This is a genomic window from Clostridioides sp. LIBA-2809, from assembly GCF_056688965.1.
Genome location: NZ_CP197004.1, coordinates 2,346,549 through 2,363,552, shown reverse-complemented (window position 1 = coordinate 2,363,552; position 17,004 = coordinate 2,346,549). Strand labels below are relative to the sequence as shown.

Annotated in this window: 15 protein-coding genes; 8 read left to right on the top strand and 7 right to left on the bottom strand. The window is 27.2% G+C overall.

What is annotated here, in order from left to right; translation table 11 throughout:
• Positions 1–26: 26 nt before the first annotated feature.
• The 6 genes from ACTG44_RS11320 to ACTG44_RS11295 form a co-directional block, all read right to left on the bottom strand.
• Complete coding sequence (locus ACTG44_RS11320; RefSeq protein ID WP_021385013.1) at positions 27–461, bottom strand: hypothetical protein; 435 nt, start codon at positions 459–461, stop codon at positions 27–29.
• Between the two features lie 90 nt (positions 462–551).
• Positions 552–1,928, bottom strand: a complete 1,377-nt coding sequence (gene hydG / locus ACTG44_RS11315) for a [FeFe] hydrogenase H-cluster radical SAM maturase HydG (protein WP_479920470.1) — start codon at positions 1,926–1,928, stop codon at positions 552–554.
• Positions 1,929–3,014, bottom strand: coding sequence for a [FeFe] hydrogenase H-cluster radical SAM maturase HydE (gene hydE / locus ACTG44_RS11310; protein ID WP_021385018.1), 1,086 nt, complete (start codon positions 3,012–3,014; stop codon positions 1,929–1,931). It abuts the gene before it with no gap.
• 35 nt (positions 3,015–3,049) lie between these two features.
• Positions 3,050–4,258 (bottom strand): [FeFe] hydrogenase H-cluster maturation GTPase HydF, encoded by a 1,209-nt coding sequence (gene hydF, locus ACTG44_RS11305; protein WP_479920469.1) that lies wholly within the window; start codon positions 4,256–4,258, stop codon positions 3,050–3,052.
• Positions 4,259–4,272: 14 nt separating this feature from the next.
• Positions 4,273–4,524: a TM1266 family iron-only hydrogenase system putative regulator gene (locus ACTG44_RS11300; RefSeq protein WP_003430584.1), complete on the bottom strand. Its 252-nt coding sequence runs from the start codon at positions 4,522–4,524 to the stop codon at positions 4,273–4,275.
• Between the two features lie 378 nt (positions 4,525–4,902).
• Positions 4,903–5,943, bottom strand: a complete 1,041-nt coding sequence (locus ACTG44_RS11295; RefSeq protein WP_479919032.1) for a M42 family metallopeptidase — start codon at positions 5,941–5,943, stop codon at positions 4,903–4,905.
• Positions 5,944–6,417: 474 nt separating this feature from the next.
• Between ACTG44_RS11295 and ACTG44_RS11290 the strand changes: the two genes are divergently transcribed.
• The 7 genes from ACTG44_RS11290 to ACTG44_RS11260 all read left to right on the top strand — a co-directional run bounded on the left by ACTG44_RS11290 (position 6,418) and on the right by ACTG44_RS11260 (position 15,321).
• A complete protein-coding gene (locus tag ACTG44_RS11290) occupies positions 6,418–7,578 on the top strand; it encodes a DUF819 family protein (RefSeq protein WP_021384976.1) in 1,161 nt (386 codons plus the stop codon).
• A 340-nt stretch (positions 7,579–7,918) separates the two neighbouring features.
• The gene (locus ACTG44_RS11285) at positions 7,919–8,080 is read left to right on the top strand and encodes a hypothetical protein (RefSeq protein WP_003424559.1); all 162 of its coding nucleotides are present in this window, start codon (positions 7,919–7,921) and stop codon (positions 8,078–8,080) included.
• 192 nt (positions 8,081–8,272) lie between these two features.
• On the top strand, positions 8,273–8,902 hold the full coding sequence (locus ACTG44_RS11280; RefSeq protein ID WP_021384987.1) for an endonuclease/exonuclease/phosphatase family protein: 630 nt from the start codon (positions 8,273–8,275) through the stop codon (positions 8,900–8,902).
• A 237-nt stretch (positions 8,903–9,139) separates the two neighbouring features.
• Complete coding sequence (locus ACTG44_RS11275; protein WP_021384988.1) at positions 9,140–10,399, top strand: VanW family protein; 1,260 nt, start codon at positions 9,140–9,142, stop codon at positions 10,397–10,399.
• Between the two features lie 181 nt (positions 10,400–10,580).
• Positions 10,581–11,561: a protein kinase domain-containing protein gene (locus ACTG44_RS11270; protein WP_234781117.1), complete on the top strand. Its 981-nt coding sequence runs from the start codon at positions 10,581–10,583 to the stop codon at positions 11,559–11,561.
• Between the two features lie 251 nt (positions 11,562–11,812).
• The gene (locus tag ACTG44_RS11265; RefSeq protein WP_479919030.1) at positions 11,813–12,880 is read left to right on the top strand and encodes an RNA ligase RtcB family protein; all 1,068 of its coding nucleotides are present in this window, start codon (positions 11,813–11,815) and stop codon (positions 12,878–12,880) included.
• Between the two features lie 524 nt (positions 12,881–13,404).
• Positions 13,405–15,321, top strand: a complete 1,917-nt coding sequence (locus tag ACTG44_RS11260; protein WP_479916920.1) for an endonuclease MutS2 — start codon at positions 13,405–13,407, stop codon at positions 15,319–15,321.
• A 54-nt stretch (positions 15,322–15,375) separates the two neighbouring features.
• Here the strand turns inward: ACTG44_RS11260 and ytaF are convergent, their stop codons facing one another.
• Positions 15,376–15,999 (bottom strand): sporulation membrane protein YtaF, encoded by a 624-nt coding sequence (gene ytaF, locus ACTG44_RS11255; protein ID WP_021384999.1) that lies wholly within the window; start codon positions 15,997–15,999, stop codon positions 15,376–15,378.
• Between the two features lie 182 nt (positions 16,000–16,181).
• Between ytaF and ACTG44_RS11250 the strand changes: the two genes are divergently transcribed.
• On the top strand, positions 16,182–16,826 hold the full coding sequence (locus ACTG44_RS11250; protein ID WP_021384958.1) for a helix-turn-helix domain-containing protein: 645 nt from the start codon (positions 16,182–16,184) through the stop codon (positions 16,824–16,826).
• Positions 16,827–17,004: the final 178 nt, after the last annotated feature.

Here is a 17,004-nt window from a genome sequence, read left to right as displayed (position 1 = left end):
TTCTGAAATGAGATAACTCTTTTAAATTACCCACAAGTAAGAAGATTAGTTGATTCATTAAGGGTCATGTTTTGGATGTCATTCTTGTGAGCATCAGAAACAGTATTACGAGAATAGTTACCTTTGCTCGTATTATCTGTCAATTTAGTTATAATTAAGATTGCTAAAAGAATAAAAATTACTGTGTATAAAGCAATAACATAAGGTTTTCTTTTATATTTATATTTGTTGTTAAAAAAAGAATGACCATAATTATTTTTATTAACTTTAGATTTATTGGTATTTGTATTCTTTTTCTTGTTACTTTTCTTTTTATCATCCTTTTTTCTATTTTTAGGGTAAGGAATGACTTTGTGTGTATTATCAAGTTTGATATTTTTATTTTTTTGAATATTGCTTTCTAGGCTAGCTTTTTTTTCTCCAAATTGAATAGTTTTATTGGTATTGTTGTTATCTTTCAATGTTAATCTCCCTCCCTTAAACTTTCCCTTTAGATAATATTACTACTAACCTATAGAATATACAATAAATAATATATAAGTAACAAAATTTTATAAGTATAAATCTCTTTCTCCACGCTCTAAGGCAGTCATATTGTTAGATACTATGTTTCTTATATCTTCTCTTTCTATCTTAGCTATTTCTTCTGTGATAAGTTTTTTGCCCATAGCTTTAAGCTCATCATCACCATAATCAATTAGAAATTCATTTAATGTAGTAAGAGCATTTGGTGTACAGACATTGTGGATTTGGCGGCTTTTAGCTAAGCTCATAAATCTATCTCCAGTTCTACCTTTGCGATAACAAGCTGTACAATAACTAGGGATATATCCATCAGTTATTAATTCTTTAAGCACTTCTACAGGGTTTCTATGGTCTCCAACTTCGAATTGTTCTGTATTGTCACCATCTTCATATGCTTTATATCCTCCAACACCTGTCAGAGAACCTGCACTGACTTGTGATACACCATACTTTAGCAATTCATTTCTCATATCAGCAGTTTCTCTAGTGGACATTATGATTCCAGTAAAAGGAACAGCCAATCTAGTTATAGCTACTATTTTTTTGAACATATCGTCAGAAACTAAGTGAGGAAAATCTTCTAAACTCATTCCTTCAGCTTTTTTTAATCTAGGAAAAGATATAGTATGGAATCCTACTCCAAATTTTTCCTCTAAGTGCTCATTGTGCATCATAAGTCCTAGAACCTCAAATTTTGGGTCAGATAGACCAAATAAGACTCCAGCACCAACATCATCAACACCAGCTTCCATAGCTCTATCAAAAGCTGTTAAATGGTAATAGTAGTCATTTTTTATAGATTGACCATGCATTTTTATAAATGTTGGTTTATGATAAGTTTCTTGGAACAATATATAAGTTCCTATTCCTTTTTCTTTTAGTAACTTGTATTCATCTACGCTTGTAGCAGCTATGTTAACGTTTACCCTTCTTATATTTCCATTTTCGTTATATGTTGAGTAAATTGCATCTAAGCAATCTAAAATATAATTTATATCACAGTTCTTAGGGTCTTCACCAGCCTCTAGAGCAAGTCTTTTATGACCCATTTTTTCTAGTATTTTAACCTCTTCTTTTACTTCATCCATAGTAAGTTTTTTTCTTTTAAATTTGTTGCATGTACTGAAACCACAGTAAACACATTCATTTACACAGTAGTTTGATACATAAAGAGGGGCAAATAAAACCACTCTATTACCATATATTTCGTTTTTTATTTGCCCAGCTATACTAAATAATCTATCTAGTTGTTTTTTATCTTCTACTTCAAGAAGAGTAGCTATATCTTTATAACTAAGTTTTTCCCTTCTATCAGCCTTATCAAGTACCTTTTCAATATCATCATAAGTTGAATTTTTTGCATCCTCTAACAAAGAATTAATCAGTTCATGTTTTATGAACATTTACAAACGCCTCCATTCAATATTATCACCACGAGAATAGTCGACTTTAAGTCCTAGTGACTTGATGTTTTCTTCTAAACTTTCGTGATACTCACAAGCTTCTTGACCAGTAAAGGCTTTGTTATCATAAAGAGAATATTGTTTTCTAAATTCTTGAGGAGAAAGGTTTGGCATAATTACATTACAGCCAGCTAAAAGACCTGCATTTCTACCACTAGGGTTTATAGATGCAAGGGCTGTTGTAGCAGGTAATAAAACTTTTGGAAGTAGAAGTCTTGTAATTGAAAGCATAAGTAATGTCTTTTCTAAATCTCCATGTTTATAATCTTTAAATATTGTATCATGGTGTGGAATAAAAGGTCCTATCCCAACCATATGAGGATTTAATTCTTTTAGATATAATAAATCACGAACAAGGTCCTCATTGGTTTGAAATGGTGATTCAACCATAAATCCAGCACCTACTTGATAACCAATTTCCTTAAGGTTTTTTAGGCATTCCTTTCTAGTTTTAAGTTCAATGTTTGGTGGATGTAATTTTTTATAATGACTGTCTGTAGCAGTTTCATGTCTTAAAAGATATCTGTCTGCACCACTTAAAAAGTATTTTTTATATGAGTCATAACTCTTTTCTCCTAATGATAGTGTTATGGCACAATCCTCATATTTATTTTTTATGCTAGAAACAATTTCACATATTTTATCATCATTAAAATATGTATCTTCACCACCCTGCAAAACGAATGTTCTATATCCTATTTTATAACCTATATCACAACATTCAAGTATTTCATCAAGTGAAAGTCTGTATCTTGTGATATTTTTATTAGAAGATTGTATTCCACAATAGTAGCAATTATTTTTACAATAGTTTGTAAGTTCTATAAGTCCTCTCAAATAGATTATATTTCCATAATGTTTATTCCTCATGTCGCTAGCTTGCTTATAAAGATAGTTTCTTAAATTTTGTTCAAAGTTATATTCTTCATTGTCGATATTTTCTATTAAATATAGTAGTTCATCAAAGCTTAATGAATTTATGCTGTAAAGTTTATCTATAAAGTATTTAATCTTATTTTTAGTCATATACAAATATGTAATTATTAAATATAGTTAAATTTTTAGTAATTGAAAAGTTCAAGTGATCTTTCTAAAATACCTTTTACATATGCTATTAAAATACCATAGTTTACTATAGGTACATTGAAAGATTTTGCCTTTTCTATTCTAGATAACATTCCAGCTCTATTCATCATACAAGCTCCACAATGAACTACAAGTGCATATTTATTTATATCTTCAGTGAAGGATACTCCGGAACTAAATTCAAAAGTAATATTTTTACCAGTTTTCTTTCTAATCATGTTAGGAATCTTTACTGTTCCAATATCATCAGTCTGTCTGTGATGAGTACAACCCTCAGCCATCAAGACTTTATCACCATCTTTTAAATTTTCTAAAGCATAAGCGCCATTAATTAATTCTTTAAGGTCTCCCTTTTGTCTAGCAAATAATATAGAAAAAGATGTAAGAGGAATATCTTTTGGAGTATCTTTATCTACCTTTGGAAATACTTGAGAGTCAGTAATAACAAGTTTTGGTTTTTTGCCTAAGCTAGATAGAGTTTCTTTTAAACTATCTTCCTTTGTAACGATAGAAATTGCCCCAGTATCTAAAATATCCCTTATAACTTGCTGTTGAGGAAGTATAAGTCTTCCCTTTGGAGCTGCTTTATCTATTGGAACTACCAAAACAACTAAATCATTTGGTTCAATTAAATCTGATACCAATTTAAACTCAGTACTGTCTTTAGGCAAGACTCTTATTATTTCATTCTTTAAATCTTCAATTCCAATTTTATCTGTTGATGAGACAGAAACAACTGGACATTTAACTTTATTCTTAGTTAAGTCTAAAATTTCAGAGTGATTTTTAATTGTATCAATCTTGTTAAGAACTAAAATATGAGGTATATTCTTATCACTAAACTTTTCAATTAGTATTAAATCTTCTTTTGATATACCAATTTGGCAATCAACTACTAGTAAAGCTATATCTGTTTTTTCCAAAACATCTAATGATTTACTTATTCTAAGTTCACCAAGTTCACCAACATCGTCAAGACCGGCAGTATCTATAAGAACACAAGGTCCTATAGGAAGGATTTCCATTGGTCTAAATACTGGGTCTGTAGTAGTTCCAGCAACATCTGACACTATCGCAGCACTTTGATTTGTTATAGCATTTATTATGCTAGATTTACCTGCATTTCTTTTACCAAAGAGACCTATATGTACTCTTATTGATTGTGGAGTAGAATTTAGACTCATTTGTACTCACCACCTTAAATTTCTTTTTTTGATATACTAGTTTTTACAGATACATGAGGTATGTTTCCCAATTTACCAGTCAAACTATTGATAGTATCCATTTCGCCAACAACTGCTATACATACAATCGATACACCTTCTTCTTCACAAGGAATTCCCATTCTGCCTTTAATAATACCTTTAAAACCTGACACAACCTCATTAAATTTAAGCTGACATTCTTTTGGCTCTTCTAAAATAGCACTTATGACTGCAACCTTTTTCATAAATATCCTCCTAACTCAGAAAATATGTCTTAAACAAATCCAAAATCAAAAAACTTTTCTTTTAAAGAAAAGTTTCTACAAAAGAAAAGTTATTAATTACACAAGTATAATGTGCTATATTAAACTATTTCCTTACAGATTAGATAACTCTTTTCTGGTAGGGTTAGCTTGTAAAAATTTAATTTAACAACAATTAACTAAAGAAAATTTTTATATAATTTATGTGACTTATATAAAAATTAACTGAAGAAAATTGAAGCTACTTATATAATAGTAGTAAATTTAAATTAAGTCTATAGAAAAACCAATTTTTGTATAAAAATAAAACTTAAATTTGGTTATTTGTTAAGAAATGACTTTAGTAAAATTTGTATTTAATTATTTTTTAAGCATATAGTTTATAAGCAATTTTAGAGTGTTTTCGATAGCTTCTATATGAGTCCTTTCATAGTGGTGACTATTGTTTGTTCCAGGACCAACACATGCTATTTGAACGTCTTCTCCCCAACGAATAGCTTCTGAAGCATCTGAACCATAGAAAGTAAATACATCGACAGTGTAGTCTAAATTATTGTCTTCTGCAACATCGACAAGCTTGTTTCTTAAATTAAAATCATACAATGATAAATTATCTTTTGCAACTATAGTCACACCATGTTCACTAGATGTTTGACTTGGTCCAGTTGGTGCTATATCTATTGCTACAAATTCTCTTGTTTTTTCAGGTAAAGCTTTAGAAACACCATGTCCAATTTCTTCGTAATTACTTATATAAAAATTGGTAGTATGTTTAGGTGTTAAGTTATTTTCCTTAAAATATCTGCATATTTCAAGAACCATTGCTACAGCTGCTTTATTATCTATATATCTAGATTTTATAAAACCAGATTCTGTAGCTTCAAAACGGTGGTCTAGACATACAAAATCTCCAACACTTATTCCTAAATCTAATACATCTTGCTTTGTAAATACTTTTTCATCAAGTCGGATAATCATTGTTTCTTCATTTCTTTCTGATGCAGCTTTTGTTTGACCATATATATGAGTAGAAGCGTATTTAAATACAACACTTCCTCTAATTTTTTTACCTTTTCTAGTTATAATAGTACAGTTTTCACCTTCTATAGCAGCCCAACATCCACCACCAACTTTATGGTATTTAAGAGTACCATCAGATGATATTTCTTTTACCATAGCTCCAAGTGTATCCATATGTGCAGATATTGTTATTTGATTTGAATCATCTTCACCAGGAAGAGTAGCTATAAGTGCACCTTTTTTTGTAAGAATAGTATTAAGACCTAATGATTCAAAATCTTTTTTACTTTCTAAAACTGCATTTTCAGTATATCCAGCTGGACTTGGGATATCTAAATATTTTTTCATTAAATTTATAGTATTAGTTAAATTTAAATTCATATTATTTCCTCCTAAAAAATATATATTCATACAAATTATAACATAAATACGAATGTTCTGAAAACTAAAAATGAAAGAAAAAAATCTAAACGTATTTAAAAAAAAAGTATATAAAATAAATTTAATTTATATTATATAGATTTAAAGTAAAAATAGTTTTATTACATAATTAATAAAGATAAATATAAAACAAAACGAATAAATAAATGAAATATTTAGTTTAATTATCTTTACAAATAAAAATTTTAGTAATAGAATAATTGTTGAAAAAGATTTTAAATTCAGATTATTCATTTCTAAAGTAATTAATCTGCAAACCTTTATTAATATATGTAAATAGCTAGGTATATATGTATTTAATTAGCACAATATAGATAAAAATATTTATTTTAATTGTTTATTTTCTGAAGAAAAGGTCTTTATTAGGAATCATAAAAAATAAAATTAATTAGGAAAAGAGAGGATGTGTATAATGTGATTGAGAATGGATTTGTATATTGTAGTTTCTTGGTTGTATTTGTAGGTGTAATTTTTTTTATGGTAGATAAATTGAAGTGGAAAATATTTGATGTCATCAATCCGATGCTTTTAATCTACTTAGGAGCAGCTATACTAGCATCATTTGGTTTGTTTGCACAAAATGATGATGTTGGAACGTATCAAAATATAATAACAGTAAATTTTTTGCCATTAATGTTAGTGTTCTTGTTAATTCAATGTGATTTAAGAAAAATATTAAAAATGGGTCCTAAAATGTTATTATCGTTTTTCTGTGCTACATTTACATTTATGCTTGGATTTGTCATAGCATTTATAATTTTTAAAGGTTCAATGGGTGCAGATTCATGGAAAATTCTTGGGGCAGCATCTGGTTCATGGATAGGTGGCTCATCAAATATGATTGCAGCAGCTAATGCTCTAGGAGTTGCGGAAGAAGGTCTTAGCTATGCAATACTTATGGGTTCTATAGGATATACAGTATGGATGTCTGTTTGTCTAATGTCTGTAAAATTTGGTCCTAAATTTAATAAATGGACAAAGTGTGACACAAGTTTTATAGATGAGGTTACATCAAAGCTTGAAAAAGAAAATAAAGATAATACAGCACCTACATTTGTAGAACTTATGACTTTACTTTCTGTTGGATTTGGAGTAGCAGCTTTCGCACAAATTGTATCTAAGATACTTCCAACTTCAGGTATACTTAATGAAACTATGTGGGTAGTACTTGTTGCATCTACAGTATCAATATTATTAGGTATGACTAAAATATCAAAACTTAAGGGAAGTACATTAGTAGGAAATGTGTTTATGTATTTACTTCTTGCAGCTACAGGTAGTAAAGCAAATTTCTTTGGGTTGTCAGAAGCTCCTGTTTACATAATGTTTGGTTTAGTAGTAGTTCTTGTACATGCTATTTCATTTATAGGACTTGCGAAACTGTTTAAGCTGGACCTATTTACTTGTGAGGTAGGAAGTATAGCTAATATAGGAGGAGTAACTACAGCTCCTATGATTGCTGGAGTTCATAATCCAGTATTAATACCAGTAGGTGTGCTTATGGGACTTTTAGGAAATGTCATAGGTACTTATTGTGCTCTTATGGTAACTCAAATATTACATATGTTAGCTTAATAAAAAATAATACAGAATTAATGATTTTATATAAGAAAAGTCATCTCAATTTAAGTGTAAGCTTTTATGAGATGACTTTTTTGTTTGACAATATAATTCGTTTAAAAAATATATTTTGACATATTTAGTGCATAATATTGGAAAATTTACTAGAATCGAGATATATTTAATTTTTGTATTGAATCGAACGTCTGTATGATGTATAATAAGTATATAGAACGAATGTTTGCAGAACGGGTGTTTTTTGAATTTATTTTAATAATTTATGAATATATACCAGAATACATAAATATATTTAAATATAAAGATTAAAAAGAATTTAAAGGAGTGTTGATAACTTATGATAATTCCATCAAGAAGAATACAAGATATAACATTAACAAATTTAAAAAATGGTGAAGTAACTTTAATTGAATTGGATGAAATATATAAGAAGATGGGATTTTTATTTGTTGTTAGTGAAGGCAAATTGAAAAAGATAAAAAAGGAGAATCATCATTAGAAATGAATGAAATAATAAATATTATAATAGTTTATAAAACCTAACTTATGTAGAATATAAATACTTAAGTTAGGTTTTTTTGTGATAAAGTTTATAATTAGTTGATTTTATAACCTAAGTAATAGTTTTAAATAAAGAGTAGATAAGTTTAAATTTTAATAAGTATTATATTACATAAGAGGTGATATTATTATGAAAATAGTAACCTACAATATTCATAAAGGCATGGATTCAAATAATAGATTAACTTTAACTAAAATGGGAATATATTTGAAAAAATTGGATTGTGATGTAATTTGTTTGCAAGAAGTATTATATCCTCAATTTTTAGCTTTAAAAACTGTTTTAAATATGGATGGTGTATTTGCTACAAATGTGAAAAAAGTAAATATGATATATGGTATTTGCACATTTACAAAATTTAAAATATTAAATAGCAATCATTTTTTCTTAACTAGCAAAAAAGAACAACGAGGGGCACTTTGTATAACTATAGATGCATATGCAAGAATTATAAATGTAATAAATACTCACTTGGGGCTTGATAGACAAGAAAGAGCAAAACAATTGGATGAAATAATAGATTATAGGAATAGATTAGTAGGTATAGTTGTTTTGTGTGGTGACTTTAATGAGAAAAATGTCTTTTTAAGCATGTTCAATGATATGGCCATTTCACTAAACAAGTCTTATTTACCAACATTTGAAAAATCAAAATCTAGAATAGATTACATTTTTGTTAATAAAAATGTTGAATTAAAAGGATATGAAGTAGAAAAAGTTTACCTATCAGACCATTATCCTGTAATAGGTTATATTTAAATTCTAATATAAATCAAGTTAATTATTATAAAACCCTTAATTTTTTTATTAAGAAATAATAAAAAAATATAATAAAAAAATATCAAAAATAAAACTAATTATAAGACATAAATTTACAATAAAGTTACATTTGATTAAATTCCTTGTTTAAAAAAAGCTATTCAAATATAATCTAAAGTAGTTTTGAAATGGAAACTCTATCAGGCAAAATTAAGAGTGTTAAAATGAGGTGAAGTTATGGGCAGAAGTGCAACAAGGGTTTCAAGATTAGGAAAAGAAAGAAAGAGAAATCTTATAATAGTATTAGCAATTTTAGTTGTAGCTATAGGAGGATTTACTTATTTTTTTAATAACAAATTTCTGTATAATGGGAAAATCGCTAAAAATGTGTATATAGAAGGAGTAAATGTATCTGACATGACTAAAGAAGAAGCATTAAAAGCTATAACAGGTAAGTATACTCCAGAAGATTTAAATCTTAGCTATGATGGGAAAAAATATACGATATCTCCAAAAGATATTGATTTAAGATATAATACAGAAGAAGTTGTAAAAAATGCGTATGAGACTACAAAAAAAGGCTCTTACTTTCAAAACTTAAAAAAATATATTGATATAAGAATAAATAAACTAGCTCTAAAAATAGAATCCAGTTATGATGAAGCAAAGCTTAGTTCTAAAGTATCTTCTATAGCAGACAGTATTAATGTCAAAATGAAAAATGCATCTATTAGTGTTGGAAGTGGAGGATTGAATTACACAGATTCTGTTGTGGGCAGAGAGTTCGATTTATCAGCAAACAAAGAATCTATATATGATATGATAAAAAATAAAGAGCATAAATCTTTAGAACTTAAAGTAAATCTTCAAAAACCAGATATAACAACTGAACAAGTAAAAACTGTGAATTCTGTTATAGGTCAATATTCAACTACTTATTCTCAGGCCGTGGAAGGTAGGTCGTATAATGTAGGTCTGTCAGCAAGAAAAACTAGCGATGTATTACTGATGCCAGGTGAAGAGTTTTCATATAATAAACTTACAGGACCTAGTAACAAAGCTAATGGATATAAGGATGCACCAGTTATAGTTTATGGAAAATTAGAGCAATCAGCAGGCGGAGGTGTTTGTCAGACATCTTCAACAGTTTATAATGCTGCTCTTATTTCAGGAATGGAAATAACTCAAGTTACAAATCATTCATCTGCATCAACTTATGTACCTAAAGGAAGAGATGCTACTGTGAGTGATGGTGGATTAAATTTAAAGTTTAAAAATCCATATAACCATCCTGTATATATTAAAAACTATGCAGGTGGAGGAAGTGTGTCATCAGTAATATATGGTAACTCTAGTGACAAACCTAATATATCGATAGAAGTGAAGCAGACTGGGCAAAATAAGTATTCTACATATAGAATATTTAAAGATTCAAATGGAAAAGTCATAAAAAAAGAACATATATCAAATAGTTCCTATAAAGAATTAAAAAAATAAATCATTTTTTAAAGTGATATTTATACAAAAAAACAAGGAAGCCTCTGACTTTCTTGTTTTTTTTGTATAAAAGTAACATTATTGATTCTTGTTTTGATATTAGAGTCATTAATATATAGAAAATATTCCTATATATTGGTATAATTGTAAATAGATTTAGTTATATAAAATGTATGAGGAGGTGACATGGTTGAATTTTATAGGCAATAGATATGAGGTAGTAAATTCTGATGACGTTTTAGAAATTAACAAAATCTATAAAGCTAGAGATGTTTTTTACAGAAAAAATGTGCTAATAAAAGTCATAAAGCACAATAATTATATCTGTGAGGATTTTGTTTCAAATTTAATTGATGAAAGTACTGCTTTAGATGAAATAAACTCTCCTTATATACTAAAAATAATAGATGTTGGAATTCATTGTACAGAAGAAACAACACTGTATTACGTTGTAAGTGAAGACTTTAATGGTATTGGGCTAGATGAATTAATTCTAGGTAATTATCTTCATTTAGAAGCAATTGTAAATATAATGATACAAGTTTTAAAAGCTTTAGAAATGATACATAGAAATCATTCATATCATGGCAGTTTAAAATCAAGTAGTATAATAGTAGATACAGAATATAATATCAAAATTTGTGACTTTGGAATTACAAAAGCAAATAATGGGGTTAATACAAGAAGCTATGGAAATAGAAGATATTTATGTCCACATCAACTATGTATAAATTATACCGATAAAGAAAGTGATTTTTTTGCAACAGGACTTATTTTATTTGAGTCTATATTTAAAAAATTACCTTTTGGAGAATCAAATTCAGAAGAAAAAATATTACAATCTATTGATAAAGGCTTAGATTGGAATAGTATAAAAGCAATTAATGGAAATATAGAACTTATAAATGTTATAAAGAGGCTTCTTGGTAGAAATAATAAGTATACTAGGGCCAATGATATTATTGTTGATTTAAGTAAAGTGATGTATGAAAAAGCATATATAGAAGTTGAAGATGAAAAGAAGGAAGAGAAACGAGATAAAGTCGTACAGGTAAAAAAAGAAGAAAAAATTAAAGTGAGAAAGAAATTACATAAAAAACTTGTTGTTGCTGGTCTAGCAATAGTCATGATTTCGATGATTATTATTAGTTCTATAATATAAAAATTATATATTACATATTTTAAAATCAATATCTATAAATAATATACATATAGATGTAAAATTTAACGTATTCATAAATAATGAGAGGAAGTGGTTATTATGTTAGCAAAAAATAATGAGGTATCAAATATCTAAGCATATTTTAACAAATAGCCACCTGCTTTTGTAGTTTAGAATAAAAAGCTGGGGCTAAAGGTCACAGCTTTTTTGCTACTTTTTAAAGGCAGGAGCATATTAAAAAGGAGCAAAGTATGAGTAAAATAAAAATAATAGCAAGTAATAAGTGTTGGATTGAAGATATAGCAAAGAGACAACTTGAAGATATTTCAAGCTTAAATGGAGTTTTAAAAGTAGTAGGATTACCTGATTTACATGCAGGTAAAATACCTGTGGGTTTAGCTGTTGAAACTAGAGATATTATTTATCCACATATAATTGGAAATGATATAGGGTGTGGAATGACTTTGTTTAAAACTGGGATTTTAAAAAAGAAATTTAAAAAAGACAGATGGATTAAGTCTCTTGGCAAGATTAAAGACTTATCTGATATAGAAATAACAAATAGATATGAAGAAGAAAGTCCAATTTTAAATTTAGGAACTATTGGAAGTGGAAATCATTTTGTAGAATTTCAATGTGTAAATGAGGTCTATAATAAAGAAAAATTTGAAAAATTAAGATTTTCAGAGGATGATATAATGATGCTGGTTCACTGTGGCTCAAGAAATTATGGAGAGACTATTTTGAACAAATTTTATAATAAAGATGGTATCGAGGTTGAAAGTGAGAAAGCAAGAGATTATATGGAAAATCATGATAAGGCTTTAATTTGGGCAGAGCGTAATCGTGAAGTTATCAGTAAAAAAATTATGCAGTCAATAGGTACATCTGGAAATCTCAAAAAGATATTATCTATAAATCATAATTTTATAGAGAAAAGGGAAGATAAATTTATACATAGAAAAGGTACTGTTTCGAGTGAAAGTGGAGCTGTAATTATACCAGGTTCAAGAGGTAGTTTATCATATATAGTTATGCCTACTGAAAATACAGAGATATCTTTATACTCTCTGTCACATGGAGCAGGTAGAAAATGGTCTCGTTCAATTTGTAAATCTCGCCTTAAAAACAAGTATAATAAAGATACCATAAAACAAACTAAATTTAAAAGTCATATTCTATGTAATGATATAAATTTATTATTTCAAGAAGCTCCAGAAGCATATAAAAACATAGAGCAAATTATTGAAAGTTTGATAGAATATAAACTTATTCAAGTGGTGGCAACTATGAAACCACTGATTACTTATAAAGGTTAATTTTCAAAGTCAAAAAAGGTTAAAACCATATTAGATTATAAATAGCTGATTTTATTAGAACATGTAAAAGTGTTTTACTATTATCAGCTATTTTTTATGGGGTTATCAACCAGAATTTTTAATACGTTACACTTGCTTAGCTCTTTTGTTGGAAGCAGATTGACAGGCTTATTATGTGCTAATAAATAAGAGTATAAGCACTATTTTTATTTTAATAGCAAGTGTTGTAGGTATTTTTATTATGAAAAAACATCAATGAAATTATTTTTATTGACATGAAGATGGAATTTATGAAATAATATTAGGAGCACTAAGATAAATAATTAAGTAAAAATAGAAAAGGAGCAGTTTTTTATGAAGAAAAATACTAATAGTAATGAGTCCGGGGTTAAACTTCTTAATAAATAAGGAGTTTGATGCATAATAACTCCTTATTTATTAAGTCGTTCACAAAATAACTATTATCAAAGTAAATGATAAGGTAATTTAAAAGCCTATGACTTATAAATAAAGGAGAAAAAATAATGAATAGTAATACATTTGAAAGATTACAACTAAACGAAGTTAAAGAGTTAATAAAAGCATATTGTGTAAGTTCACTTGGAAAAAATCTGATAGATAAATTAACTCCTAGTGGTAATATTGGAGTAGTAAGAAGAAAGTTAGCAGAAAATAAAGAAGCTAGAAAGATAATTGAAAATAGCAATCATATACCACTTGAAGGATTATTTAATGCAGGTTCTACAATAGATAAAATTGAAAAAGGAATGATAATAGAACCAATTGAACTTATAAATATTGAAGATTTTTTAAGAGGATGTAGGAAGATTAAAGCTTTTATGCTAGAAAAAGAATTTTATTCGCCTACATTAAGTTCTTATGCTTTAAATATAACAGAATGTAAAAATATAGAAGATGAGATAAATTACTGTATAAAATCGAATAAAGTCGATTCTAATGCTAGTAAAGAATTAAAAAAAGTAAGACGAAATATAGAAATTACAGAAGGCAAAATAAAAGATAGATTAAATAAATTTATAACATCAACTATAAATAAAAAGTATATACAAGAGCTTATAATAAGTAAAAGAAATGATAGATATGTAATACCAATTAAATCCTCATATAAAAATGAGGTTGATGGGACTATATTAGATACATCATCAAAAGGAAATACTGTATTTATTGAGCCTAGAAGTATTTCAAATTTAAGTACAGAGTTGACTATGTTAAAAGCTGATGAGACTATTGAAGAATATAAAATACTATCTTATTTAACAGAACTTATATTTGATAAGATAAATCAGATAAAATTGAATATAGAAATACTTTCTGAATATGATATGGTATTTGCAAAAGCTAAGTATAGTCAAAAAATAAAAGGTATTACTCCAAAAATAAATAATAATGGATATATAAAAATAATTAAAGGAAAACATCCACTTCTAACAGGAGATGTAGTACCTTTAGATTTTGAAATAGGCAGAGATTATAGGAGTCTTGTAATAACAGGACCTAATGCAGGAGGAAAAACTGTAACTCTTAAGACTGTTGGACTATTAACTTTAATGGTGCAATGTGGATTTGATGTTTCTGCAAAAGAAGGTAGTGAATTTAGTGTATTTGAAAAAGTTTTTGTGGATATAGGAGATAATCAAAGTATTGAAAATGCATTAAGTACTTTTTCATCACACATAAAAAATATCGCAGAGATTATGAGTTTATCAAATAACTCTACTCTTGTTCTATTTGATGAGATAGGAAGTGGAACTGAACCTAATGAAGGTTCAGGATTAGCAATATCATTATTAGAAGAGTTTTATAGAATGGGATGTATAACGATAGCATCAACTCATTATGGAGAAATAAAGAAGTTTGCTAACTTACATCCAGAGTTCGAAAATGCTGGTATGATGTTTGATAAAGAAACTCTAGAACCAATGTATAAGCTAACTATAGGAAAATCTGAAGATAGTAATGCTCTTTTTATTTCAAAAAAAATGGGGATAAAAAATAGAGTATTAGAGAGAGCTAAAGAATATATAATTGATAGAAGCTACAATTTAGATTTAGTTAAAAGAAGTAAACTACAATCTAATGTTGAAGACAGTAATAATTCTGAAATTATTCCAAACTATACAGATTATAATATAGGAGATAAAGTAAAATTATTAGATGAAAATGATTTTGGAGTTGTATATAAACCAATAGACAAGTTTAATAATGTAGAAGTATTATTTAAAGATAATTTTATTTCAGTAAACATAAAAAGATTGCAGCTTAGCATAAAAGCATCAGAATTATATCCAGAAGGATATGACTTGGATACATTGTTTACTAGTTTTGAGGATAGAAAATTAGAAAAAGATATTCAGAGAGGTTCGAAGAAAGCTCTTAAAAAGATTCAGAAAGAAATTAGAGAGAATAGAAAACAAATATAAAAATATAAAAGAAGCTATCTAAATATAAAATTTTATTTTTAGATAGCTTTTTTATTAACATATCTTCATAAATCCAATGACCAACAGGATTAAACCACTTAACCAAGATAAGTTCAAATTTATTTTTTTAACAAATATATTTCCTAGTAAACAACCAAGTAAAACTGCAATTACGTTTGATAGTAAAGAAAATAGAATAACTTGTATATAATTTACACCTACAAGACCACTACCAAATCCAATCGCTAATCCATCTAAACTTAGAGCAATAGCAAGTGTAAATGCTTCAGCAGACTTAATTATTTTAGATTTACTTGTATCTAAAGTATCAGGTTCAATACTTACATTAAAATTCAATTTAAGGTCTAACATATTAAGTTTATAATTTTTTGAATGTATGGATTTTTTCTTAAAATAAGATTTAAAAAAGCTTTCAATTAGTCGAGCACTTCCTAATAAAAATAAGATAAAAAAACATATTAGCATTGTTATGTTTTGAGGTAAAAAATCTCTAACTATTGTACCTGCAAAAAGTGATATTGCCAAAATAGTTGAGCAAACTACACTAATAATTATATTTGAATATAAAGGAACTTTAACTTTATTTACGCCATATCCAAAACTTGTTACAAAGGCATCTATACAAAGAGAAGTTACTAATAAAATTGATTCAATCACAGTAGATTAACATCCTTTCTCTTAAATTTTGTACTATATTAGTTATAGTATTGTAAAAATGGATAAATTGTTACAGATAAACCAATAAATTGTTGATAAAATTTCAACATCATACAACACCTAAATAACAAATAAATCATATTAATAATATAAAACCAATCATAATAAAGCAGGTGAAAATAATGGAACAACACAGTGAGGTTGGGAACTTCGGGGATTTATTGAAAATTTTACTAGAAGAAAAATCAGTCTCAATGGGAGAATTGAGTAAAAAAAGTGGAATTGATAAAGCCACTATATCTCGTATAGCTAATAATAAGCAAAAACCAAATATAAATCATTTGGAAAAGATAGCAATACATTTAAATATTAATCTAGAAGAACTACTACAAGCATCAGGATATGAATTTAGGAACAATAATAATCAAATATTTAATACAGATAGTGATTTCAGTAATTTTGATGATATTCTTGGATTTGCAAATTTAATCAATGATAAGAGTTTTAATGGAAATATTGAAAAAGAATTGAGTAAGTGTAAATTATATGTACAGACAGATGAAGGTAAAAAACTACTTTTTGATAATTTTAATAAAAAGATAGATTCTATTGAAAAGCAAGGTCAATTTACAGATAGATTAAGAAAAATGTATGCTGACTTTTGTACAGAAGGACTTACAATAAAGAAATATTTATTGATTGGAAGTATGTTACTTTATTTTGTAATATCAACGGATGTTATTCCAGATTTTGTATTTCCAATAGGGTTTATGGATGATTTAGTAGCACTAAATATAGTTACTAAATTGCTTAAAAATGATAAGTAAATTTAAATTTGTATTTATTGTGTAAAGAAATGAAAATATAGATAAAATTCACTCTCTTATTTGTAAGTAACATACTAAAATTTTAAAACGAACAATTTAATATATATTTTGTAAGTATTTAAGTATATAAAATAAAATAATATCCAAACTAATACAAAATAGTAATAATTGTTTTGTA

Coding starts and splice junctions, on each gene's coding strand:
- ACTG44_RS11300 (WP_003430584.1), bottom strand. CDS start 4,524: ATGAAAAAGGTTGCAGTCATAAGTGCTATTTTAGAAGAGCCAAAAGAA.
- ACTG44_RS11285 (WP_003424559.1), top strand. CDS start 7,919: ATGATAATTCCATCAAGAAGAATACAAGATATAACATTAACAAATTTA.
- ACTG44_RS11295 (WP_479919032.1), bottom strand. CDS start 5,943: ATGAATTTAAATTTAACTAATACTATAAATTTAATGAAAAAATATTTA.
- ACTG44_RS11265 (WP_479919030.1), top strand. CDS start 11,813: ATGAGTAAAATAAAAATAATAGCAAGTAATAAGTGTTGGATTGAAGAT.
- ACTG44_RS11250 (WP_021384958.1), top strand. CDS start 16,182: ATGGAACAACACAGTGAGGTTGGGAACTTCGGGGATTTATTGAAAATT.
- hydF (WP_479920469.1), bottom strand. CDS start 4,258: ATGAGTCTAAATTCTACTCCACAATCAATAAGAGTACATATAGGTCTC.
- ACTG44_RS11260 (WP_479916920.1), top strand. CDS start 13,405: ATGAATAGTAATACATTTGAAAGATTACAACTAAACGAAGTTAAAGAG.
- ACTG44_RS11275 (WP_021384988.1), top strand. CDS start 9,140: ATGGGCAGAAGTGCAACAAGGGTTTCAAGATTAGGAAAAGAAAGAAAG.
- ACTG44_RS11280 (WP_021384987.1), top strand. CDS start 8,273: ATGAAAATAGTAACCTACAATATTCATAAAGGCATGGATTCAAATAAT.
- hydG (WP_479920470.1), bottom strand. CDS start 1,928: ATGTTCATAAAACATGAACTGATTAATTCTTTGTTAGAGGATGCAAAA.
- hydE (WP_021385018.1), bottom strand. CDS start 3,014: ATGACTAAAAATAAGATTAAATACTTTATAGATAAACTTTACAGCATA.